Annotated in this window: 24 protein-coding genes; 19 read left to right on the plus strand and 5 right to left on the minus strand. The window is 35.4% G+C overall.

Features of this window, described 5'->3' with window-relative positions; genetic code table 11:
• The first annotated feature begins 322 nt into the window (after positions 1–322).
• The 8 genes from FEZ13_RS04085 to FEZ13_RS04120 all read left to right on the plus strand — a co-directional run bounded on the left by FEZ13_RS04085 (position 323) and on the right by FEZ13_RS04120 (position 6,811).
• Positions 323–802 (plus strand): DUF3990 domain-containing protein, encoded by a 480-nt coding sequence (locus FEZ13_RS04085; protein ID WP_146551565.1) that lies wholly within the window; start codon positions 323–325, stop codon positions 800–802.
• Complete coding sequence (locus tag FEZ13_RS04090) at positions 799–1,053, plus strand: hypothetical protein (RefSeq protein WP_146551566.1); 255 nt, start codon at positions 799–801, stop codon at positions 1,051–1,053. The genes FEZ13_RS04085 and FEZ13_RS04090 overlap by 4 nt, the downstream gene beginning before the upstream one ends.
• Entirely contained in the window at positions 1,046–1,249 is a 204-nt protein-coding gene (locus FEZ13_RS04095; RefSeq protein WP_146548654.1) for a DUF3791 domain-containing protein, read from the plus strand. Before FEZ13_RS04090 ends, FEZ13_RS04095 begins: the two co-directional genes overlap by 8 nt.
• 716 nt (positions 1,250–1,965) lie before the next feature.
• On the plus strand, positions 1,966–3,945 hold the full coding sequence (locus FEZ13_RS04100; protein ID WP_146548655.1) for an N-6 DNA methylase: 1,980 nt from the start codon (positions 1,966–1,968) through the stop codon (positions 3,943–3,945).
• Entirely contained in the window at positions 3,932–4,984 is a 1,053-nt protein-coding gene (locus tag FEZ13_RS04105; RefSeq protein WP_186725758.1) for a restriction endonuclease subunit S, read from the plus strand. The genes FEZ13_RS04100 and FEZ13_RS04105 overlap by 14 nt, the downstream gene beginning before the upstream one ends.
• A 182-nt stretch (positions 4,985–5,166) precedes the next feature.
• Entirely contained in the window at positions 5,167–5,631 is a 465-nt protein-coding gene (locus FEZ13_RS04110; protein ID WP_146551568.1) for a GNAT family N-acetyltransferase, read from the plus strand.
• Between the two features lie 103 nt (positions 5,632–5,734).
• Positions 5,735–6,109, plus strand: coding sequence for a hypothetical protein (locus FEZ13_RS04115; RefSeq protein ID WP_146551569.1), 375 nt, complete (start codon positions 5,735–5,737; stop codon positions 6,107–6,109).
• A 141-nt stretch (positions 6,110–6,250) separates the two neighbouring features.
• Positions 6,251–6,811: a glutathione peroxidase gene (locus FEZ13_RS04120; protein ID WP_146551570.1), complete on the plus strand. Its 561-nt coding sequence runs from the start codon at positions 6,251–6,253 to the stop codon at positions 6,809–6,811.
• A gap of 256 nt (positions 6,812–7,067) precedes the next feature.
• On the opposite strand, the gene FEZ13_RS19350 is transcribed toward FEZ13_RS04120, so the two are convergent.
• The gene (locus FEZ13_RS19350; RefSeq protein ID WP_186725759.1) at positions 7,068–7,235 is read right to left on the minus strand and encodes a hypothetical protein; all 168 of its coding nucleotides are present in this window, start codon (positions 7,233–7,235) and stop codon (positions 7,068–7,070) included.
• 244 nt (positions 7,236–7,479) lie between these two features.
• On the minus strand, positions 7,480–8,766 hold the full coding sequence (locus FEZ13_RS04125; protein ID WP_146551571.1) for a dicarboxylate/amino acid:cation symporter: 1,287 nt from the start codon (positions 8,764–8,766) through the stop codon (positions 7,480–7,482).
• A gap of 384 nt (positions 8,767–9,150) precedes the next feature.
• Between FEZ13_RS04125 and FEZ13_RS04130 the strand changes: the two genes are divergently transcribed.
• The 6 genes from FEZ13_RS04130 (at position 9,151) to FEZ13_RS04155 (ending at position 16,291) form a co-directional block, all read left to right on the plus strand.
• Complete coding sequence (locus tag FEZ13_RS04130) at positions 9,151–10,836, plus strand: methyl-accepting chemotaxis protein (protein WP_146551572.1); 1,686 nt, start codon at positions 9,151–9,153, stop codon at positions 10,834–10,836.
• A gap of 214 nt (positions 10,837–11,050) precedes the next feature.
• Positions 11,051–11,746, plus strand: coding sequence for a response regulator transcription factor (locus tag FEZ13_RS04135; protein ID WP_146548661.1), 696 nt, complete (start codon positions 11,051–11,053; stop codon positions 11,744–11,746).
• A 185-nt stretch (positions 11,747–11,931) separates the two neighbouring features.
• The gene (locus FEZ13_RS04140; RefSeq protein ID WP_186725760.1) at positions 11,932–12,723 is read left to right on the plus strand and encodes a sensor histidine kinase; all 792 of its coding nucleotides are present in this window, start codon (positions 11,932–11,934) and stop codon (positions 12,721–12,723) included.
• Positions 12,724–12,821: 98 nt separating this feature from the next.
• Positions 12,822–13,583, plus strand: coding sequence for an ABC transporter ATP-binding protein (locus FEZ13_RS04145; RefSeq protein ID WP_146551574.1), 762 nt, complete (start codon positions 12,822–12,824; stop codon positions 13,581–13,583).
• Positions 13,573–15,570: an ABC transporter permease gene (locus FEZ13_RS04150; RefSeq protein ID WP_146548664.1), complete on the plus strand. Its 1,998-nt coding sequence runs from the start codon at positions 13,573–13,575 to the stop codon at positions 15,568–15,570. Before FEZ13_RS04145 ends, FEZ13_RS04150 begins: the two co-directional genes overlap by 11 nt.
• Before the next feature lie 244 nt (positions 15,571–15,814).
• A complete protein-coding gene (locus FEZ13_RS04155; protein WP_146551575.1) occupies positions 15,815–16,291 on the plus strand; it encodes an HXXEE domain-containing protein in 477 nt (158 codons plus the stop codon).
• 103 nt (positions 16,292–16,394) lie between these two features.
• On the opposite strand, the gene FEZ13_RS04160 is transcribed toward FEZ13_RS04155, so the two are convergent.
• Both FEZ13_RS04160 and FEZ13_RS04165 read right to left on the minus strand, forming a co-directional pair.
• Positions 16,395–17,360, minus strand: coding sequence for a quinone oxidoreductase family protein (locus tag FEZ13_RS04160; RefSeq protein WP_146551576.1), 966 nt, complete (start codon positions 17,358–17,360; stop codon positions 16,395–16,397).
• A 340-nt stretch (positions 17,361–17,700) separates the two neighbouring features.
• Positions 17,701–18,549 carry an aldo/keto reductase gene (locus FEZ13_RS04165; RefSeq protein ID WP_370467611.1) on the minus strand — a complete coding sequence of 283 codons (849 nt, stop codon included), beginning with the start codon at positions 18,547–18,549 and terminating at the stop codon, positions 17,701–17,703.
• A gap of 260 nt (positions 18,550–18,809) precedes the next feature.
• On the opposite strand from FEZ13_RS04165, the gene FEZ13_RS04170 reads away from it, so the two are divergent.
• On the plus strand, positions 18,810–19,304 hold the full coding sequence (locus tag FEZ13_RS04170) for a DUF1648 domain-containing protein (protein ID WP_186725761.1): 495 nt from the start codon (positions 18,810–18,812) through the stop codon (positions 19,302–19,304).
• Positions 19,305–19,335: 31 nt separating this feature from the next.
• Here the strand turns inward: FEZ13_RS04170 and FEZ13_RS04175 are convergent, their stop codons facing one another.
• Entirely contained in the window at positions 19,336–20,643 is a 1,308-nt protein-coding gene (locus FEZ13_RS04175; RefSeq protein ID WP_146551579.1) for a glucose-6-phosphate isomerase, read from the minus strand.
• Positions 20,644–21,081: 438 nt separating this feature from the next.
• On the opposite strand from FEZ13_RS04175, the gene FEZ13_RS04180 reads away from it, so the two are divergent.
• From FEZ13_RS04180 to FEZ13_RS04195, 4 genes are all read left to right on the plus strand, one after another.
• Positions 21,082–21,711: a hypothetical protein gene (locus FEZ13_RS04180; RefSeq protein ID WP_146548670.1), complete on the plus strand. Its 630-nt coding sequence runs from the start codon at positions 21,082–21,084 to the stop codon at positions 21,709–21,711.
• A 106-nt stretch (positions 21,712–21,817) separates the two neighbouring features.
• Positions 21,818–22,348, plus strand: coding sequence for a signal peptidase I (lepB, locus tag FEZ13_RS04185; RefSeq protein WP_146548671.1), 531 nt, complete (start codon positions 21,818–21,820; stop codon positions 22,346–22,348).
• A 190-nt stretch (positions 22,349–22,538) separates the two neighbouring features.
• Complete coding sequence (locus tag FEZ13_RS04190) at positions 22,539–23,072, plus strand: YusW family protein (RefSeq protein WP_146548672.1); 534 nt, start codon at positions 22,539–22,541, stop codon at positions 23,070–23,072.
• Between the two features lie 131 nt (positions 23,073–23,203).
• Positions 23,204–23,677 (plus strand): YusW family protein, encoded by a 474-nt coding sequence (locus FEZ13_RS04195; RefSeq protein ID WP_146551580.1) that lies wholly within the window; start codon positions 23,204–23,206, stop codon positions 23,675–23,677.
• Positions 23,678–23,794: the final 117 nt, after the last annotated feature.

Raw genomic sequence — 23,794 nt, forward strand, 5'->3', positions numbered from 1 at the left:
AACCAATTTGGTACGTTCAATAAGAAATTTATATCTTTTGAAAAAGGCATGGCTGAATATTTCGGCTATGTCTTTTTCGTATTCTTGCATGGATATATTAACCACCTAGTGTAGTTATCAACAATTTGAATGTTCTGATGACTGCATCCATTCATTTTTTAGCTTTGAATACAAGCGGAAAATATGCGCTAATTGAACTGCTATCTTAGAACAAGATTGATTTGCAAAATGAATTGGATTGCTCGTTTAATGGTATAATTAAGGAAAAACTTCCTTGTTGATTAAACGAAAAATTAGATTGTACAAAAGGAGGAATAAAGATTTGAAACTTTTCCATGGAAGTAATGTAGAAGTTATGCATCCAAAAATTCGACCTAATTTACGAGCATTGGACTTTGGAGCTGGTTTTTATCTAACTTCAAGTGAAGAACAAGCAACAAGATGGGCAAAAATTGTTTCGCGTCGGAGAAGAACCGGAAAACCTACGTTGAACATCTACACAATCGATAAATCAAAAATAAGTGAATTAAACATACTCCAATTTAAAACTGCTGATGCAGATTGGCTGGATTTTGTTGTAAATAACCGTAAAGAACAACTACTTGAAAATCCTTATGACTTAGTGATTGGTCCAGTTGCAAATGACTCGACTTTGCCTGTGATTGATGATTATATAGATGATAAATATACAAAGGAAGAAGCGGTACGACGTTTACTACCTCAAAACTTGACTGATCAATATGCTTTCTTAACAGTTAAGGCACTTGATTTATTGATATTTGAAAGGAGTGAGCCTAGATGACCAAAATTCCTGCAAGAACAATTGATTTCTTTGACAGACAAGTTACGCAATTAATGATTGAAAAGTATGGCTTTAATGATATGGAGGCCATTCGTTCTTTTCTTAAGTCAGAAACTTATAAGATGTTAATTGATCCTGAACTTGAAATTTATAAGTTGAGTCCACGTATTGTTTTTGACATGTGGGAAAGTGAACGAGTTACAGGTAATCCTCGAAACTCGCAATATTTAAGGAGTGATGAAGATGAGTAAACAAGCTGATTTTTTCATCTATCTTATTGAGCGATATGCGGAAAACAAGAAAACCACTGCTCAGAAAGTGCTTGAGCAGTGGGATTCTCTGGATTTGACGAACTTAATCTATGATATGTACGAATTATACCATGTGGAACGTTTAGAAAATGCATTTGATGATATCGATAAATTGGTGTCGCAAAAACAAGGCTAAGAATGAAACTATCAAAATTCCGTTTAGCGAGGAAATCAGGCAAGAATATTACTTGAACCAATCATCAATGACCGTGGCATTGAAGTGGATAAGACATTTGTCAAACAAGCACTCAAGCTAGATGAGTTATCGAAAAGGGTATTGTGGAACGTTTAAAAAAAATTACAGGTCCTGAAAATCCTAATTCCGTCACGCAGTTCCATGATTTTTTTGGAATAAGATGGATTTAAATGTAACTTTCCTGATTTTATGTTGATAAATTTGACTATGATGAAGAATAAGCGAAAACAACCACACTTGGTATCAAAGACCTTGTGTGGTTGTTTTGTTCTCACTTGAGCAACATATTTGGGGTGACTGACTTTATACCTAAGAAAAATTTTGACTCGCAGCAAGTTTTTCAAATTTATCCCGCGTTAACGGGCAGTAAGACCCCCATCTCAAGGTTTAGAGAGAAACGAGAAAGATAGGTGGGGATCAACTGCCCGTAAAAGCCCGATTGGTTCGGGACAACAGGATGTTGGTCACTCAGGTGTTGCCATAGGACGTGGCGCTTTTAACCTGAGTTCCTTTCCCTCACTGGAGAATAAGGAAAACCCCCACTGATGGAAGCTTTACTTTATAGATGATTGTTGAGTTCTTTAATTCAATGCTCCTTAATTTTAACTAATTTGATACAATAATAGTAGTCAAAAAGTGAGGGAGTTGGGTACACCATGATTAAACAAAATACATGTTCTAAAAACCATCAAACCATTGATTTGGAAGGAGATACAGATTTCTTAGTAAAAGATTTTTTAGATCATGCGGGCATCAGCTATACATATCCAAAAACGAATATCAATGAAATAGATCAAGCTCTAAATGGGGAAAGCCAATCTACGTTAATGGGAGAAAAAGCAGAGTTTATTTTTGTCAGTGGAAACCATTTATTTATCGTTCAGCGCAAATTGTCCAATGACAAGTTAGAATCTCTAAAAGATGGTCAAGTAGATACCACTCTTCCAGCAAGAAGCGAATACGCTGTAAATGGGGCTGTTCATTTTGCCAAGCTCATCATTGATAAAAAGATCAACTATAAAGAAGTAATTGCAATAGGGGTTACTGGCACCTCACATTATTATCAAATCCAACCCTATTATGTGACGGATACAGAAATCCGTAAGTTAGATGATGTCAAATCATTCGATGATTTTTCAGAAACGAATATTGATGAATACTGGCGAGTAGCTATAGACGGCGAGATGCCAAAAATTGAACGTGAGTTACGTGAAGTTCAACAGGTAGCAAAAGAGCTGCATGAAGATCTGCGAAACTATGGGAATCTTGAAGGGGAACGTAAAGCCACAGTCATTAGTGCGATCTTATTGGCATTAGAAGAAGAAACGTTTGACCTAAAACAGTTAAGGGGCTATGACAAAGAGGGACAGCGTGATGGGGATAAAATATTTAACGCGATTAAAACATTCATCGAAAATCTAGATTGGAACGGGCGATACGAAAAATATGGCGTACTGCTTGATTCATTTCGGTCTATTCGAACAGATCCAATTCTCAATACGATCAATTCTAGCCTAAATATGACACCGCTTCACTACTACGCTAACAAGTTAAAAGATCAAGTAGTGGATTTGATCAAGTCTAACAATGACATCGATATTTTGGGGAATTTTTATGGAGAGTTTGTTCGCTATGGTAGTAGCGATGGCAACACACTAGGCATCGTATTGACACCAAGACATATCACTTCACTAATGGCTGAATTGATCGATGTTAAACCCTTTGACTATGTATTGGATCCAGCTTGTGGCACAGGTGCTTTCTTAATCTCAGCTATGCAACGTATGATTTCAGATGTTGAAAACAATAAAAGTTTATCTCATTCTGAGAAAGAAGAACAGATCCGTGAGATTAAACAACATCACTTGTTTGGAATTGAGTTGCAGGCAAAGCTTTTCACGATTGCAACAACAAATATGATCCTTCACGGTGATGGTAAATCCAACCTTATTAAAGGTGATATGTTCCACGTTGAAGATAAGGAACATCTGCAAGGTAATCTGATTACTAAAGTATTGATGAACCCTGCTTATAGTCAAGCAAAGACGAAAAATCTAAAACATCTAAGCGAGATCAATTTTATTAGACATGCTTTAGCAATGATGAAGCCCAATGGGAAACTAGCAGCCATTGTGCCGATTAGTACAATGGTAGGGAAATCAAAAGAAGAAAAGCAATATAAAAAACAAATACTTGAGAAAAACACCTTAGAAACTGTTATTACGCTCAATACGAGTACTTTTCATAGTGTTGGCGTGAATCCTTGCATTTGTATCTTTACATCCGGTATTCCGCATGACCCACAAAAACGTGTAAACTTTGTTGATTTTACTGATGATGGCTATGAGGTTAGAAAACATGTTGGACTGATGGGGAATGGCTCGGAAAAAAGTAAGCGCCAACATTTGCTAGATGTGTTAAAGGGTAATGCGGACGATAATACTAGATTTATCGTAAAAACGACGATTGAGCCAGAGGATGAATGGCTACACGGTTTCTATTATTTTAATGATGAGCTACCAACAGATAAAGACTTTGAAACGACAATAGCAGATTATTTAACATTCCAATTTGACATGTATTCTCATGGAAGAGGATACTTATTTGAAGGATGTGATTCAGATGATGAGCATTGATTTAAATAGCCATAAATGGGCTGAGTTCTCTCTTGGGGATACAGAGTTATTCGATTTGCATGCCACATTAAATGGTGTTGATAAAAACAAACTCATTCATACAACAAAAAAGTTACATCCATACATTACTCGCTCTGATAAAAACAACGGTTTAGATATGTTTATTTCCAAACAAAAACAACAGATGAATAAAGGAAATGTGATTAGTATCGGTCTTGATACACAGACGGTCTTTTATCAACCTTATGATTTTTATACTGGACAAAATATTCAAATATTAAAAACGCCAGTGATGAATAAAGAAATTGCTTTTTTCTTGATCCCACTTATCAAGAAACAATTGGAAACATTAAGTTGGGGCGGTAATGGAGCGACTCTTGGTAGACTGAAGAAGAAAAGGATCATGCTGCCAGTAGATGATCATGATGAGCCAGATTGGAAATTCATGGAGTATTATATTCATATGAAAACCAAGCAAATCAATAATCAAATACAACTTCCTCATTCAAATAATATCACAGATAAACATAGCTTGTTGGATGCCGATTGGGGAGAATTCAGTTTAGGAGATCGAAAATACTTCGATATCCTAAGTGGTGTACGCCTTACTAAAAAAGATATGCATGAAGGTTCTAGGCCGTTTGTTGGTGCAACAGATGGTAATAATGGTATTACTGCATGGACTTCAGATGTCAACAGCAGCTTAGATGAAAATGTATTAGGTGTCAACTACAATGGAAGTGTTGTTGAAAATCACTATCATCCGTACGAAGCTATTTTTTCTGATGATGTTAAACGGATAAAACTTCAAATCGATCATGCCAATAAATATCATTACCTCTTTCTGAAAACCATTATTCTTCAGCAAAAGGAAAAGTATGCCTATGGCTATAAGTTTAGTGCAACACGTATGAATGCTCAAAAAATTATGCTGCCAGTCAAGCAAGGGGAACCTGATTGGGCATTTATGGAGCAGTTCATGCGACAAAAAGAACAGGAAGTATTGCAGAATTCAAGGACACTATTTGAAAATCTATGAGGTGCAAAAATTGATCATCCGACCAGTAAAAATAGAAGACTTTTATCCCGCTTTAATGGGCAGTAAGACCCCCCACCTCAAGATTTAGAGAGAAACGAGAAAGATAGGTGGGGGAACAACTGCCCCTAAAAGTCCGATTGGTTTAGCTAACCATCAGTGGGGGGTGAAGAAAACCCCCACTGATGGAAGCTTCACTTTATCAAATAATGGAAATAGAGAAACTTTGCTTCACAAAGGAAGAAGCGGCAACGGACGTAGCATTTGTTAACCGAATCCACATGATCCCAGATAGCTTTTTAGTAGCAGAGGAAGATGGAGAAATTAGAGGATATGTGAACGGCCCTGTAATGGAAACTACATATATTACAGATGACCTTTTTAGTGAAACAAAGGAAAATCCCAAAACAGGAGGAGTTCAAAGTATTCTAGGATTAGCTGTCCATCCCACACATCAACAAAAGGGGATTGCCACAGTGTTATTAGCATATCTCGAAAATAATGCGAGGATGAAGAATCGCACAGCGGTTACTTTAACATGTCTAGAAAGATTAATCAGTTTTTATGAGAAGCATGGCTATGAGAACAAAGGAATTTCTCAATCTAAACATGGTGGGGAAGTCTGGTATAACATGACAAAGGTGCTGTGATTGACCATCGGTATGGACAAGGAGTGAAGCGGTTTTAAAATGGGTATCTGTTTGTTGTGAAGTTTTGTAAATAGAGTATTCTCAATATAGTAGAGGTGATTTTATGAAACGGAATCTAAAAAAACTAGGTCAAATGATTTTAGGGACAAGCATGGCGGCATTATTAATCATCACATTAATTCCAGAAAAGGCACATGCTGAGTTAAAAAAAGATGATTATGAGTTTAGGAAGACATGTGCGATTGTAATTGATAGTAATAAAAATAATATTACTAAACATCAACCAAAAGCTACCGCAACAGGTGCATGTTCTGATTATTTACGAGGATATTATTTCAAAGATAAATGGGATAAATATTATACAATAACAATTGGCTTTTTCAAGGTGAAGTACAGTGGTGAACCTTTTATCATCGATACTGATACAAAAGCAGTTGTATATTTGACGAATTCATCTAAGAAACCTGATAGGATATAATAATGCTGCGTATAATCGTTATTTTAGCCATGGCTTATAAACTCCTGTTCATCGGGTTGTAGATAATAAGTTCATTAAATTGATTCTCCTATCAAAGATTATGTATAATTAGTGCATATTGATTACATTGGAGGATTCTGAATGAGTATATATAATTATTTGGTTCAAAAACCTAATGGTGAGATTTTATCAATGCAAACATTTAAAGGAAAGATCATGCTCATCGTAAATACAGCTAGTAAATGCAGATTTACATATCAATTTGAAGAACTTCAAAAACTATACGATCGTTATCAAGCTAAAGATTTTGTCATACTTGGATTCCCGTGCAATCAGTTTGGCGATCAAAATCCAGAAGATGGAACAGACTCAAATATTTTCTGCCAACGCAATTATGGTGTTGCATTCCCAATGTTTGAAAAAGTAGAAGTTAATGGGGATAAAACCGTTCCATTATTTAATTATTTAAAGCATGAAGTACCTTATCGAGAATTAAGTGATGAATCGATTGAAGAAAAAGTTTTAAAGATGAAATTAAAAGAAGAATATCCAGAATACTTAATTGGAAATAATATTCGATGGAATTTCACCAAATTTTTGGTCGCAAGTAATGGAGAGGTTATAAAAAGATTTGAGCCAACAGATTCAATACTTGATATTGAAAAAGAAGTTGACAACCAAATAGCTAGTGCTATTCATTGATAAGGGGATATATGTATTGACATTCATCATAAATGGTGAAAATCTGCTCGAATGGCTAATCTTCACATTGTGTTTACATAAACGTAAATGCCATCATATAAACGAAGGCAATCTTCTGATTTTAAATGAATGGAAGATTGCCTTTTTCTGAATAACACGACCTTCTTTAAAGCCTGAGATGAATCTTTATTCCACAGTAAGACCTTTGCTTCAAGCACAAGTAGTGGGGGAATAAAGAAAGATTCCGCGTTCCAAATTATTTCAGCATATGGAGAAGCTTTTGTTTTTCTTTTAAATATTCTTCCTCAGTGATGTCCTCTTTTAATAATAGTCCTGCCAATCTTTGAATTTCTTGCATCATTTCTTCTGTTGAATATTGTTTGTTTTCAGAAGAAACTTGTGATGGTTGTTTATCTGATGACATAGCATTCCCTCATTTCATGGCGCAGGTGTCCAAAATATATACTACATTATAGTACATTGGTGATCATAAGAGTACAAATTTCTCCTTGCTAAAAAGTCGTCTAAGTATTCTAAATATAGAACTGTATACACTGCTCAGTCAAATTTGATCTGATCGCTTTTAGATAAAGTAAAGCCTCCATCAGTAGTGGGGGTCTTACTGCCTCTTAATGCGGGATAAAATATTAAGCTGTGATAGTTCCTTGTTACGCAATATATTCTGGCTTCCCTGAAGTGCTTGCTTCTCCATCGATTGCACGGTTTTGCGCACCAGTAGGATCAAACTCTTTTTCACTTTTTGAAATAACGACTGTAGCTACGCCATTCCCAATAAGATTTGTAACGGCACGGGCTTCAGACATAAAGCGGTCGACACCGATTAATAATGCGATCCCTTCAACTGGGATCATTGGGAAAGCAGCTAATGTAGCGGCAAGTGTCACAAAACCAGAACCTGTTACGCCAGCAGCACCTTTAGACGTTAACATTAAAATACCAAGTAAAGTGATTTGCTGCCAAATAGACATTGGAACATCATATGCCTGTGCGATAAACATAGCGGCCATTGAAAGATAGATGGAAGTACCATCAAGATTAAAAGAATAGCCGGTTGGCACCACAAGACCTACAACCTGTTTGGAACATCCATAATTCTCCAACTTACGCATCATGGATGGGAGTGCTGATTCTGAAGAAGAAGTGCCGACAACTAAGAAAATTTCTTCTTTGACATAAGCGATGAATTTGAAAATATTAAAGCCATAGAATTTGGCAATAGAACCAAGTACTAAAGCGATGAACAAGAACATCGTAATATATACGGCTATCATTAATAGACCGAGAGATTTTAATGATTCGAGACCAAAATTACCGATTGTATAGGCCATTGCACCAAATGCACCAATCGGCGACAGCCTCATCACCATATTGATGATTTTAAAGAAAATTTCTGAAGCTTGTTCGCATAGTTTCATCACTGGTTTTACAGTTTCACCAAGAGAAGCGGCAGCAACTCCAAAAAGAACGGCACTAAACAATACAGGCAATAATTGTCCAGCTGCTAGAGAGCCAAAGAAGTTATCAGGCACAATACTCATGATAAATGGTACTAGTCCATGTTCTGTTTCAGCAGCAGCTGTTGTATAAGCAGAAACATCTCCACCTTTTGCTGCGGATGTATCTAACCCATGTCCAGGATTAATGACGTGTACAACGATTAAGCCAATCGCAAGTGCAATGGTTGAGACAACTTCAAAATAGATTAATGCTTTTCCACCAATTTTACCGACTTTCTTTAAATTGCCCATGCTACCGATACCAATGACAACTGTTAAGAAGATAATGGGTGCGATCAGCATTTTAATCAATTTAATAAAAACATCTGCTAATATTTTCAGCTGTACACTGAATTCAGGGAAAATGGCCCCAACAACGATCCCAATGATAATGGCTGTAATCACCTGAAATGTTAGACTCTTAAAATTGAATTTCATCAATTCGCCTTCTTTCTATCAAAATTTATTTTTTCTTTATTCCATCATAAATAAAAAGAAAACGTTTACAATATTATGGTTTTAAAAGTCATTAAGGTTTTTTTGGTCTTAAAAGAGCAAAGCCATTAAAATGTTGATATATAAGGACTCCTTGAAACTTATAGCATGACATTGATATTCATAACTGTTTTAAAAAATGAATTTTGTCTATTTTGTACTTCTACAAAAAATGAATTATTTAAATATTTTTATATACCTCGATAGTCTATATATAAAAAATAATCTAAAAGCATTAAGCGAATATAGAAAAAATGAGTTTTGACACATGGTAATAGGTATTATATACTATCTGTAATACATCTTTAAAAGGGGTTAGGGATCATTATGAATTTAAGGGTAAAGTTAATCGTTTCACATAGCGTTATCAATGCGCTGAGTATTATCATTATCATCATTAGTGTTATCCAGTTAAGCAGAATGAATGGAAATTATACAAAAATCATCGATACAGAAATGCAACAAATTGTACAAATCGGAGATATCAGAAAAAATATTGCTTTGCAAACATTATATAATCGTACATATTTAGCTGATCCATCTTATGACAATCAGCAAAAACTTGAAAAAACATTAGAAGAAACGAACGCATCCATTGAGCAGCTTTCAAAAGAAATCGGTCAAAGCTATCAAACAACCATAGCTAAAGCGAAGACCGCGCAAAGTGATATTATGGGCTATAATCAAAAAGTCATACAAAATATAAACAATGAACAAAAGGACACGGCTAAGGATATTGCTTATGGCGCAACATATGATGTAAGCAATCAATTACTTGATTATATGGATCAATTAAAAAAAGACAAATTAAAATCTGTTGATAAAGTAAAATATGAAGCAACGCAAAGTTCTAAACATACGAAAGAATTCATGTTATCGATGATTGGCGTATTGTGTTTTGTTGTTTTTGTAGAGGTATTCTATTTAAGACATCGAATCATTCAGCCATTGACGAAGATCACTCATCAGGTACAACTGCTTGCAAAAGGAGATTTGACCAGTCAAGATATTTCAGTAAAAACAAAGGACGAAATAAAAATTCTGGCGGAGTCCTTTAAAGAACTTAAAAAGTCTCTACGTTCTTTAATTGGAAATACAAAGGAAAATTCAGCGATGCTCGCTACGACGTCTGAACAGTTGAAAAGCAATGTGACACAAGTTGATGAGTTATCAAATTCCATTTCAAATCGAATTGACAATATAACTAGAGCAGTGCTTGAAAATGTTGATTCGGCAAAGGATAGTTCCAAAGCAACCAATGAAACAGCCATTGGCGTACAACAAATTGCGGAAGAAACATCCAGTTTGCAAGATCAAGCGGTGACGACGCAGACATTGGCAGAGGATGGGATTCAGACAATAACTAATGCAAACGAACAAATGGCTGTTATTCATCAATCTACGCAACAAGTTCGAGATTTAATGGATGAATTGAATAAAGAAATAAATGACATCAATAAGTTTTCGAATATTATTACCGAATTGACTGATCAAACCAATCTTTTAGCGTTAAATGCTGCCATCGAAGCGGCACGAGCTGGAGAACATGGAAAAGGTTTTGCTGTCGTAGCAGATGAAGTAAAAAAATTAGCTGAGGAATCGAATCGTTCAGTGGAACAAATTGTTGAAATAACACAAAGTATCGTTAGTAAAACAAAAGGTGTAGAAAAAGCAGTTGATACAGGGCTTTTAAATGTTCAAGATGGTGTGAGACTTCTAGAAGAAGCGGGGGGAAGCTTCAGCAAAATTACGGAAGCGGTTGTAAACATAACAGATCGTATTTCGAATATTTCTGCAGTAACTGAACAAATCTCTGCTTCTGCAGAGGAAGTGGCAGCAAATGTGAATCATGTGTCTTCAACATCTGAAAATACCGCTGATAAGATCCAACAGATCAATGATTCTGTTCATGGACAAGTGACAACTCTCGATGACATTAATGATATTTCAAAAGATTTAACAGAAAAAGCGGAAGAGTTACAACAAAGCATTCAACAATATAAATTATCATAAAAAACGAGCCTTCCTATCTATTTTAAAGATAAGAAGGCTTTTTTGTATCGTTTGATAGGCCTTATTAACGGAAAAGGTTTTACTGTCGTAGCAGATGAAGCCAAAAATAGCTGACAAATCGAATCGTTCAATGGAAGATAAGGTGGAGTCTTTCTAGTTTGCATGATCGTTTTTTGTTATGATTATGGAAGAATACTTAATAAGGAGTCCTCCTATGACATTCAATATTTTATTAATAGAGGATGATGAGGCTATTTCTAAACTCATCCAAAAGCATTTTTTACAGTGGGATATGCAAGCGGAAGTGCCTAACGATTTTAAAAATGTGATTAGCACCTTTCATAAAATCCAGCCGCAGCTTGTTATTATCGATATTCAGTTGCCCGCTTTTGATGGATTCCATTGGTGTCGTGAAATACGTTCCATCTCAAAAGTACCGATTCTATTTTTATCATCAAGAGATCAGCCAATGGATATGGTGATGGCGATGCAAATGGGTGCAGACGATTATATCCAAAAACCTTTTAATATGGATGTATTACTAGCAAAAGTACAAGCCATTTTGCGAAGAACCTATGATTATACAGAAGAAACCGTAGAGCATGTTATTTGGAATGGCGCAACAATCGATTATTCAATGAGCTCTGTTACGAAAGATAATCAAACGATCGAACTCACTAAAAACGAGCAGTTTATCCTCCGTATACTTTTAGAGCATAAAGACCAAATTGTATCCAGAGATGATTTAATGCGAAAATTATGGGACGATGAACGTTTTGTTAATGACAATACTTTAACCGTTAATGTGAATCGTTTAAGAGGTAAATTGGAAGAACTTTCTTTAACCAATGTCATTATCACCAAAAAAGGATTAGGTTATATGGCAGTTACAAAGGATGTGCCACATTGATTCTATTGTTTTTAAGAGAGAGGCTTGCTTGGATTCTTTTCTTTGTATTTTGCATGATTTGGATGAACATCCTCTTATATTTAGATGTTGAGTTTTCCAATATTTCAACAACCTATCTCAATGCAACGCTTCTTTTTTTCTTTATGTGTTTCCTGGTCTGGCGCTATATAAAAGAAATGAAATTAGTGAAAAGTATCACAAATAAGCCCCAAGAATTCCATCGGATCGATGAGCTCATTTTGACAAAGCTGCATGAGTCAGCATTAGAACTGGAACGATATAAGAATGAGCTAACGATCCAATTTTCAGAAGATCGGGATCAGCATTTAGCATGGATTCATGAAGTAAAAACACCTTTAACAGCTATGAAGTTGATGATAGAGGATTTGCCTGTTGCAACAAGAAAGCCTTTAGAGCTTGAATGGCTTCGAATCCACCTCTTGCTTGATCAAACATTGCACACTTTGAGAATTGCTAATATCGAGCAGGATACAGTCTTCGATCAATTTTCTCTACATCCAATCGTTTTAAAAGAAATCAAAGAGCTTCAGTCTTGGTGCTTTGCCAAAAACTTAGCGATTGACGTTGCTGATCTTGAAGTATCCGTTTTGTCAGATCAAAAATGGCTTTCCTTCATCATCCGGCAAATTTTATCAAATGCCGTGAAGTATAGCCATAGGGGAGACACGATCACAATCTATGTAACAACTGATGAAAAAGGACATCAACAATTACATATACAAGATACTGGTGAAGGCATCGATCCTGCTGATTTACCACGCATATTCCAAAAATCATTTACAGGTTCAATGGGACGAAAACAAAGTGCCTCTACCGGTATGGGCTTGTATTTAGCACAAAATTCAGCGAAGAAATTAGGAATCTCCATTGATGTCCATTCGATCGTCAACCAAGGAAGTACATTTACATTGACATTCCCGAACTCCAATGATTTTGTCACAACCATTGCAAAGTGACAAAAATGTCATTTTAAAATTCAAATTGTCACGTCAATCGAACGATTCCACATCCTTTTCTTTATAAAATATTAGTAGTAAAAGCAGGAGGGAATCTCATGGGTATATTAAAAGCAAGTAAAATCAAAAAAGTATATGGCAAAAAACTGTTCGCTCAAGAAGTATTAAAAGGGATTGACTTGGAAGTGGAATCGGGAGAATTTGTGGGTATTATGGGCCCATCAGGTTCGGGTAAAACAACTTTACTCAATGTTCTCTGCTCCATTGATCGTCCCACTGAAGGCATCGTTGAAATCAATGGGCAATCATTGCAAAAGATGAAATCCAAGCAGCTATCAACATTTCGTCGGACTGAAATGGGTTTTATTTTTCAAGATTATAATTTACTCGATACATTAACGGTAAAGGAAAACATTCTTTTGCCTTTATCTGTAGGAAAAACGAGTAAGCGAGAGGCTGAAACCCGTTGCCAACAATTAGCTAAACAATTAGGAATTCAAGATATATTAAAAAAATATCCAAATGAAATTTCAGGAGGACAAAAACAGCGGACGGCTGCTGCACGTGCATTGATCATTCAGCCAAGTATTGTTTTTGCCGATGAACCAACTGGTGCTCTTGATTCTAAATCGGCTTCAGCATTGTTAGAAAGCTTAGGAACCTTAAACAAGACAAATCATGTAACCATTATGATGGTCACTCATGATCCAGTGGCAGCAAGCTATTGCAGCCGAGTACTTTTCTTAAAAGACGGACAAATATACACGCAAGTCTATAAAGGCGATAAAACTCGTACTCAATTTTTCCAAGAAATTATGAAAACACAAGGTGTACTGGGCGGTGACGGTTATGAAGCTTAGTACGCTCGTCATCCGTAGTATGCGAAAGAATATTAAACACTATTATCTCTACTTTTTCGCTCTTATTTTTAGTGCAGCTTTATATTTTTCGTTTGTAACCTTACAGCATAATGAGGCAGTTGTGAAATTAACGCACTCCAGTATGAAAGGAGAAGCTGGTTTTAAGGTTGGTTCGATTTTGTTAGTAATCATCGTATTTTTCTTTGTTTTCTATGCCAATCAATTATTTTTAAAAAGACGTAGCAAGGAAATTGGTTTATACCAAATGATAGGTATTCCAAAGCCAACCATTTCATACATGCTGACAATTGAGAATATGGTCCTCTGGATTGGCGCAACAGCCATTGGTATTCTAGTTGGATTTTTCTTCTCTCGTTTTTTCGCTTTGATTTTCCTGAAGGTGATCAACACAAAAAGAGAGGTAACACTTGACTTTTCGACTGCAGCTCTATTTCAAACCATACTAGTATTTGCCTTGTTATTAGCGATTGTTTTACTTCAAACCATGTGGGTCGTTCATCGTACGTCTTTATTAGATCTATTTAAAGCAACAAGTAAAGCAGAACAAAAGATGAAAAAGATGAATCCACTACAAATCCTATTAGGTATTGTGGGAATGGGATTGATCATTTACGGTTATTATCTATCTACCGTTCTTTTTGAAATGGACAAAACAATCACTTTAAAAGACTTATATATAAAAATGGGTACGATATTAGGCAGCGTTATTATAGGAACTTTTTTGACATTTCGATATTCGATCGCATTTATCATGAACATGATTCGAATTTCCAAAAATGGTCACTTGTCTTTAAATGATGTACTAGCAGTTACCCCCATCATGCATCGAATGAAGAGCAATGCATTATCGCTTTCGATTATTACGTTGATGACTGCAATGGCGTTAGCGATTCTGTCTCTATCTTATATTTCCTATTATTCTGTTGATGCTCAAACAGAAAATTATATGCCATATGATCTGGCTATACTTAATCACAAGGGGGAACAAAAATTTGAAAATGCATTACAAAAAGAGAATATTGACTATAAAAAATATGATTTTGACCTTCTAAATGCCAAAATCGATACGACCCCTTTGTTAGAGGAAAAGTTAAATGAAGATCTTGTCAAAAATATTTCTATGGATAATATCGTCATTAAAGAAAGTGATGCAAAGAAAATTTTCCCCAAAATCCAATTAGCTAAAAATGAGGCTATCATGGCAGGGTATAGTGATGTTTTTCGAAAATTCATGCCATTGAAGATTGGGAAAAGTATGATCGTGTATGTGGGGAAAGAAAAACACAAAGTAAAACTGATGGAGATAGAAAAACAAGCTAGCATATCATCGCAAATTACTTATGGAAATCCAGCTATTATTATTCAAGACGAGTTGTTTTATCAATTACAAAAAAATACATCCGTTCAGAAAAAGACAATATGGAAATCTTTCGTAGGGTATAACATTACAAAGCCAAGTCAGATGGAGGAAGCAATATCCTTGTATAAGAAAGCCACTAATAATGGTACATTTAAAATGGGCGAACAAGATGGTGTTACAACAATGATCCAAATCGATGCGAAAGATGAATTATATAAACAAGACCTTGAGAACGTGGGGCTTATCATCTTTATAACTGGCTTTTTAGGATCGGCATTCTTAATCGCAACGGGCAGTATTCTTTACTTTAAGCAAATGACAGAAGCAGAAGAGGAACGAGATTCGTTTATGACGTTGCGTAAAATTGGCTTTTCAACGGATGATATTATGAAAGGTATCTATCGTAAACAGTTATTCAGTTTTGGATTACCTTTACTAATAGGAATTTTCCATAGCTATTTCGCAGTAAAATCTGGTTGGATGTTCTTTGGGTCAGAATTAGTCGTACCACTCCTAATTACAATGGGCATCTACATCCTTTTATATTCAATCTTTGCAATTTTAACCTCTAATTATTATCGAAAGATCATTAAAGAAATATTATAATAAAAATAGCATATTGAGATCTGCCTTCAGCTGTAGACAAAACCGAAAATTTGGCGTTTGTCTACAGCTTTTTTACGCTTTATCATGTTGATCGAGAACTTATTTCTTTATTATAATGAATAATATTCCAGTAAATGGTGGACGTTGAATGTTACGGATTTTGAAAAGCAGTCTTTCGAGCAAGCTTGAAAAAATCTGGATACCATTACACTTAGGTGTAATGGATTAGAAAGGAGAAATCAGAGTGGAATCTCTATGTATCTTTTTTTGTTTGGCTATTACGTTGCATAATTTAGAAGAGACCATTTGGCTGCCTAAGTGGTCACAAAATGGTTCGAAGTTTCAAAAAAATGTTTCAGCAAAGGAATTCCATTTCGCTGTTATTGTTATAACGATGTTAGCCTATCTATCCTCCTTTTCGTATACATATTTTCCTGAAAGTCATATCGTAAAATGGGTATTTGTAGGTTTTGTAGGCTCCATGATTCTTAATGCGATTTTTCCGCACCTTGTTGTAACGATCCTCACGAGACAGTATGCACCTGGTCTAATGACAGGAATCTTGCTTATGATTCCTATCAATTCCTTCATTATAATCAAAATGTTTAATAATCAGCTGATTAGATGGAGTGATTTCATCATTTCTACGGTAATGGTTGGCGTCAGTCTATTGCTACTAATACCACTCCTTTTTAAAATTGGAAGGAAAATCATCCTTTAAAATGATCAGTAGGGAATCAACTGCCTATAGAAACTAAAGTGGGGATGAATAAGCTCCCCACTTTACGGAGTTGGTAAGTCTATTTAGTTAATATCTGCAAATATCATGGTCTTAATAATATTTTTCCTGTGCTCATTCGACTCTCAAGAAAATCATGCGCTTTTGCACCATCTGCAAGAGGGAAGACAGTAGGGGATTGAAGCTGAAGTTTTCCTTCAATGATCCAATCAAACAATTGCTTAGACCGCTTTTGACGTTCTTCAAATGAAGTAAGGACATTCCACAAATCGCCACCTGTTAACGTTTTAGAAGTATCCATTAACATGCGGGGATCGATTGGAGAAGGATCTCCTCCTGACATTCCATAAAATACGACTGTACCACCTATACGAGCTGCTCTCAAACTGTCATCAAGTGTAGAGCCTACCGAATCATAAACGACATCTACACCCTTGCCGTTCGTGGATTCCATAACGGATTCCAACCAATGGCTATCATATGTAAAAGCAAGATCAGCACCAATTTTTAATGCCTTAATCGCCTTTTCCTTTGTGGAGGTAAGACTAATCACTTTAGCGCCATATATTTTTGCGATTTGTACTAAATTCTGACCAACGCCACCGGATGCCGCATGCACGATTACTGTATCATTCGGTTGCACTTGATAACTATCTTTGGTTAAATAGTGAGCTGTCAATCCTTGTAAGAGGATAGATGATGCCACATCAAAAGAAATCTTCTCAGGCAATAAGATTAATTTTTCGAATGGAACGGCCACTAATTCTGCATTCGCAAAAGGGGCATCTGCAAACGCTACACGATCTCCAACTTGCACTTGTGTCACATCTTTTCCAATAGCAACTATAATACCAGCACCTTCATAGCCGAGAATATAAGGCGGCTCCCCAGCTAAGTGATAATTTCCTTTTCTTCTATAGATATCAGCAAAATTCAGTCCGATGCTTTTGGTACGAACTAGAACTTCATTGGGGTGAATTTCTGGATTTGGGGTCTCTTCATAATGTAAGACGTTGGAATTGCCAAATTCATTGAAAACAAGTGCTTTCAAAACAAAAAACTCCTTTAGTCATAGAATGTGATTATTGTAACATGATTCATCTTGCTTTAATAGAAAGTAAGCTCACATATTCAACGGGCACATATTCATTGTTCGCCTAGATGGTGAACCGGATCTTCATTATAATTTTGGTCTTTAATTGTGTATCAGTTTGTGGAAGGTACACATCACAAACTAGATCTAATAAAACTATAAAGAAAAGTGGAAATTATTCTATATGTTGTCCTCAATCCCCAAATTATTTTCATCCACAATGACAAATAAAAAAGCTGCAGCAAACTCAAAAAACTTAAAGTTTGCTGCAGCCTAAGCACAATGTTAATCTATTGAATTATTTAAAATTAAACACTTCAGGATCTGGGCCATAATGGAAATCCTCATTCAATGAAGAAATTTTCTCAAGATCTTCTCTTGATAGAGTAAAGTCAAAGATATCTATGTTTTCACGAATACGAGAAGGTGTTATTGACTTCGGAATGGTGATCACATCATTTTGTAAGTCCCATTTTAGAATAATTTGAGCAGTCGATTTGTTATGTTGGTTCGCAATTTCAATAAGTGTCGGATCATTTAAAATTTCACCATTCATAAGAGGGGACCATGCCTCCACTTGAATTCCGTGTTTTTTGCAGAATTCACGGACCTCCACTTGTGTTAGGCGAGGCTGAAATTCAATTTGATTGATCGCTGGCACGATGGTTGCCTGTTCTAGTAATTTTTCAAGATGATGTACATGGAAATTGCTTACACCAATTGTTCTTACACGCTTATTATTGTAAAGTTCTTCAAGTGCTTTATAAACTTCAATGTAACGATCATCTTGTCCTGGCCAGTGTATAATATAAAGATCTAAATAATCTAGGGCTAATTTTTGAAGACTTTCTTCATAGGCTGCTAGTGTTTCATCATATGTGAGTCCATTATTCCAAACTTTCGAAGTGACAAATAATTCATCACGTGTCACAATACCTTCATCAATTGCCTTTTTAATACCACGACCAACACTTACTTCATTTCCGTATATATGTGCGGTATCAATATGTCTGTATCCTTCTTTGATGGCCAATGTAACTTTTTCAGCAAGTTCATCGCTGTCTTTCACTCTAAAAGTCCCATAGCCAACTGCGGGTATTTGTACGCCGTTATTTAATTGTACGATTTCATTTGTCAAAACAATCAATCCTCCTTTTATAGAAACATATTTTACCATGTTACAAATAGAATATCCAAGAATTGATATGAGATTTATAAGATTTATAGAAAATCGTGCGAATTCGAACTAGCATTTGATTAAAAAGTTACTATTGGGAACTTCATATTATTTTCGGCAGTTTGTACCTTTGTATGAGATTTAAGGTCATAATAGTCATGATTATGACACAAGATAAGGTAGATCTATAAATGTTGTTGTTTCCATCAAAAACAAAAGGTGTGATTTTCGTGAAGCCGCAATCAACGAATTCTATTGAAAAGACGCTGATTATGCATATAATGGATACTTTTGGATTCGGGCTGTTTGTAGCAACATTAGCTTATTTATCGTTCAACTGGTCGACAATCCCAGCACAAATCCCTACATACTTTGGATTAAAAGGGGAGATCCATCGATATGGCTCAAAATGGGAGTTGCTGTTGTTTCCCATTATTATATTTTTAACGGGTGCTGCTCTACAGCTTTTAGAAAAGCATCCAGATTGGCATTATTTTCCCATTAAAATAACCGATACGAAAATGGAACAAGAAGTTAAGCAAAGTGTGTTCATGATTTCCTTTATAAAAAATATGAGCAGCTTGTTACTTGCTCTTCTTATCTGGGAAACGATTCATATTGCACAGGGAAACAATGCCGAGTTGGAGGGTGTCATATGGCTTCTTGTAGCAACGATCATTATACTTCCAACAATTATGACGGTCATTTCAGCATTAAAGGAATAGGGGAATCTGTTTTGTAGATCGAAACAGGTTCCTATTTTATTTGTAACTGTCTATGATAGCTATACGCAGGTTTTTTTAAAAACTTGAAGATATTCATTTTGTATTCTTCCACTCCTGGTTGATCAAACGGATTAATATCTAATAGATAAGCACTATAGGCACATGCCATCATAAAAAAATAGAAGAGATGCCCTAAATGTTCTTCATCTATTTGTTCAATCGTTATAGCTATTTGTGGTACACCACCTTGTAAATGGGCTAGTGAAGCAGCTTTATAACAGATATGGTTAAATTCATGTAATGATAACTCATTCAAATAATTTAATTGATCCATATTTTGCTTTGTTTTAACAAATGTTAAATCCTCCTGCACCTTTTCGATGAGCAGACATGTTTCAAAGACAATACGTTGACCATCTTGAATATATTGTCCTAGGGAATGTAAATCTGTTGAATAGAGCACAGAGGTAGGGAAAATTCCTTTTCCAGCTTTTCCCTCACTTTCAGCAAAGAGCTGCTTCCACCATTCTTGTACATATTTTAATTGACCTTCAAAGGTAGAGAGTATTTCAACAGGATAGCCAGAATCATATAGGTGTTTTCGAATCACCGCATATTGGATTGCTGGATTCTTCTCCAGATCTAGTTTTGAATATTCTTCTGCAGCCGATTTTGCACCATTTATCAATTGATGAATATCATAGCCAGCCACTGCAAGGGGCAGCAAACCAACAGCTGTCAATACAGAATAACGTCCACCGATATTATGGGGTATAACAAATCGTTTGTATCCTTTTTCAATCGCTAGGGAGCGTAATGTTCCTTCGTTTTCATCCGTGGTGACAATGATCCTTGAGCTAGCTTCTTCACCATAGCGATTTTCCATATAATTTCTTAAAAAGTGAAAGGCGATGGCGGGCTCTGTCGTTGTACCGGATTTTGAAACGACGTTCACTGTAACTTCTTTACTATCTAAATAGTGCATTAATCTTTTTAAATACGACCCATTCACTAGATGTCCAGCAAAAATAATTTCAACTGGATGGGAGGATTCAAAGTTAGTGGATAATGCTTCTAACATCGCTTTTGAACCTATATAAGAACCACCTATTCCGATGACAATGAGAACGTTCGATTGCTCGCAAATTTTGTCTGCTGTTTCTTGAATCTCTCGCAATAATTCTAGATGAATAGAGTGTGGCCAATCGACCCAACCTAAATAATCGGCACCTGTTCCAGATCTTGTTGCCATAAGATGATGGATCGTTTGAATTTTATGGTGTATCTCTGATGATAAAAGTTTTGAGTAATTGCCTGAATACTGTAAAGATATTTTCATAGCGTTCTCCTTTGAATGATATTCAGAAAGAGTTACTGCAAACTCTAAAAACTAGTAAGGAAACCCCTTTCTAAACTAATATATGCAAGGAAACTAGTAATTATATGGTGTAAGAATGAAATTCATTTCATAAATATTGATGTAAACGCATCTATTCATTGCTCAATTATACAAGCGTTGTTAATATAGAATTGAATGTTTATTTACTATTTTATCTTGTATGAACAGAGGTAGTAATATCCTTACCTTAAGATGCTAGTGACAAATAGCGGATAAACTAGGGGATTAACTGCTTGTAAACGTTTGATTGGTTCGGACCAACAAGATGTTGGTCCCCACAGGACGTGGCGCTTTTAGCCTGAGTTCCTCTATTTCAGTGGAAGATGAAGAAATCTCACACTGTGAAAGGTTTCATTTTATCAGTATTGGAGAATGGATATGAATATCTTAAGACTTTTATTGTTTTACTTCGTCGTATTAGCTATAGGCGGTATTTTTACTTGGCTAAAGGTACCTACCAATTATTCGATTGCATTTTTTGTCATTCTTGCTATAGGTCTAGTTGGTTACTACGCATATACTATGACCTCTTCTAAAAATACAAAAGCTATTCTACGTCAAGTAAGATATCAAAAAAACAACCCAACTTATGCGTATATTTTGGCTATAAAAAATGGTACAAAGGAAGATGAAATCGCAGCACTTGACCGACTCATCAAAAAATTTAAAAATCAACTAGATGGGCGAATGGATTATGAATTTCAACGTGCAGTTCGTTTAGGTGATATAGCAAGTGCAAAAAATATTGCCAATTCGATGAAGAACGGGCCACTCAAAACGTACAATGTTGCCTATGCAGAAGCTCTATCTGGCAAATATGGAATTGCTCGCCAACAAACATTTTTACAGCCTTGGATGAAGCATAGCATAGAAGCTATTATTGCGAAAAAACAAAAAAATAGAGATCGCTATCAGTCAGAAATGGAATTAGCCATTGAAAATTCGAAAGGAATACAACGATTGATCAACCAAGTGACCTGTGAAAAAACCTTAAAAGAATGGTCATGATACGTATGCGGAGAGACTACCCGAAAAGTAGTGTCTCCTTTTATCTAAATTGGGCGACAATCTTTTTTGAATCAGATGATTACATAGTAGAAACTAGGCGGATAAAATGAAAAAATATGCAGGATTATATATGGATTTGCGAAATTTTTTCTTAACATTAATTGTAATGATATGTTTAGTGATCAGCTTTCGAGCAATTATTTCTCCAGAGATCGTTGTTGGAGATAGTATGGAAAATAATTTACATGAAGACGATTATTTGCTATCGAACCGGCTTGCATATAGTTATGAAAAACCTCAATATAATGATATTGTCAGTTTCGATGCTGAAATTGTTGCAGGCCATGATTTATTTATTAAACGTGTGATTGGTTTGTCAGGTGACCATATCCAGATCAAAAAAAATGTACTGTATCGCAATGGGAAAGCAATCGATGAGCCTTATATCAAAGAACCCATGAAGACAAAAGATATCGATATAAAAGTAGGTAAAGGGAAGATATTTGTAATGGGGGACAATCGCAATCATTCGATGGATTCTAGAGATTTCGGCACCATTGATTACCAAAAAGAAGTAAAGGCAAAGGTCATGATTCGTTTAAGACCCTTGAACCAAGAATATAAGTATAAAGATTAGCATTTGCAATAAAGAGGATCATTTAAAAAGGGGGTTGAATAGAAACCTTTTTAAATGATCTTTTTTGCTTTATCAAGAACAAATGAAATGAATTCACATGGTTATATTTTTTTTAGAAAAACGACTTTATAATGTCTAAATTAAAAAGAATAGGGAATACTTTAGATAGTCATGAAAGGAGTTGCTTAAAATGAAAAAAATCTTCTCATTTTTACCATTATGTCTTCTAACGATCCTATTATTTGGTTGTGGAGCAAATGATGATAATGCAACAAATGTTGATCAAAACGCGCCCGTTTCAGAAAGTGGAGCGAATGAGCCTACGGAGACCCAAGAATCTACTGATAATAATGACACAGTTACAGATGATACAACAGACACAACGGACGATACAACTGCTGGGACAGCATTCCCATTCTCAGAGTTTTCACTAAATGTTGATTATGGCGCCAATCAAGCATATAAGGTAGACTATGAAAATGAAAAAGATGGGTCAGAAGCAACAGTTGAAAAGGAACGTGAAAATCAGAAAATTGAGGGAAATGAAGCATACGCACAACTGGAACCTTTGTTTAAAAGATTAACATTTACGGACAAAACATCAGATGAAGAAGTTAAAAAAGAAATCATATCCGTATTCAATATTGATGACACCTATAAGAAAATTAATTTAGAAGTAAAATTTTCAAATGGAACAGAAAAGACATATACATTTACCCCTTAATGGATTATTATGAAATGTGAAAATAACGTAAAAAGTGGATGCACAATCACTTTTTACGTTATTTTTTTTGAGAAATGAATGAATCATTTTTGAAAAGGACATAGTGAGAGTAGGCGAAAGGAGCTGTTGATATGAGAAATCGGGTAAATTATGTATGGATGATTTTATTAGTACTTATACTATTGGGTTGCAGAAATGATCCATCAGCCATTAACAGTGATGAAATGGTAGCTGTTTCTGCAAATAGCTCACATCCTGTCAATTCAAATGAACCTAACATCAATTCGCCACTCCGCTTTATCGATTTTTCATTAGATATAGAGTATCCAAACGATCAATCCTTCGAAGTTGAATATGAGAAAAAGTCTATTGGCATTGAAGTCAAATTTGAAGATGAGAGAACATATGAAAAAAAGATTGGAAAAGATGCATTGGTAAAGATTCATCCTTTGTTAAAAAAGCTAAAGTTCAATAAAAGCACCCCTGATGCAGATGTTAAAAAAGAAATCCTATCTATATTTAATGTTGAAGATTCCTATCGAAAAATAGAATTAGAAGTCAAATTTTCCGATGGAATTGAAAAAGAATTTCATTTTTATCCTTAAAGTTGAGGTTCTTGACAATTCAATTACCAAATTTATTCTCTTTTCCCCTGCATTAAAACATTAAATCATGCATATAAAAAAACACCCGCAACAAGGAGAGCGGGTGGCATTATCGAA

The organism is Rummeliibacillus sp. SL167, assembly GCF_007896505.1.
GTDB classification, from domain to species: Bacteria; Bacillota; Bacilli; order Bacillales_A; family Planococcaceae; genus Rummeliibacillus; species Rummeliibacillus suwonensis.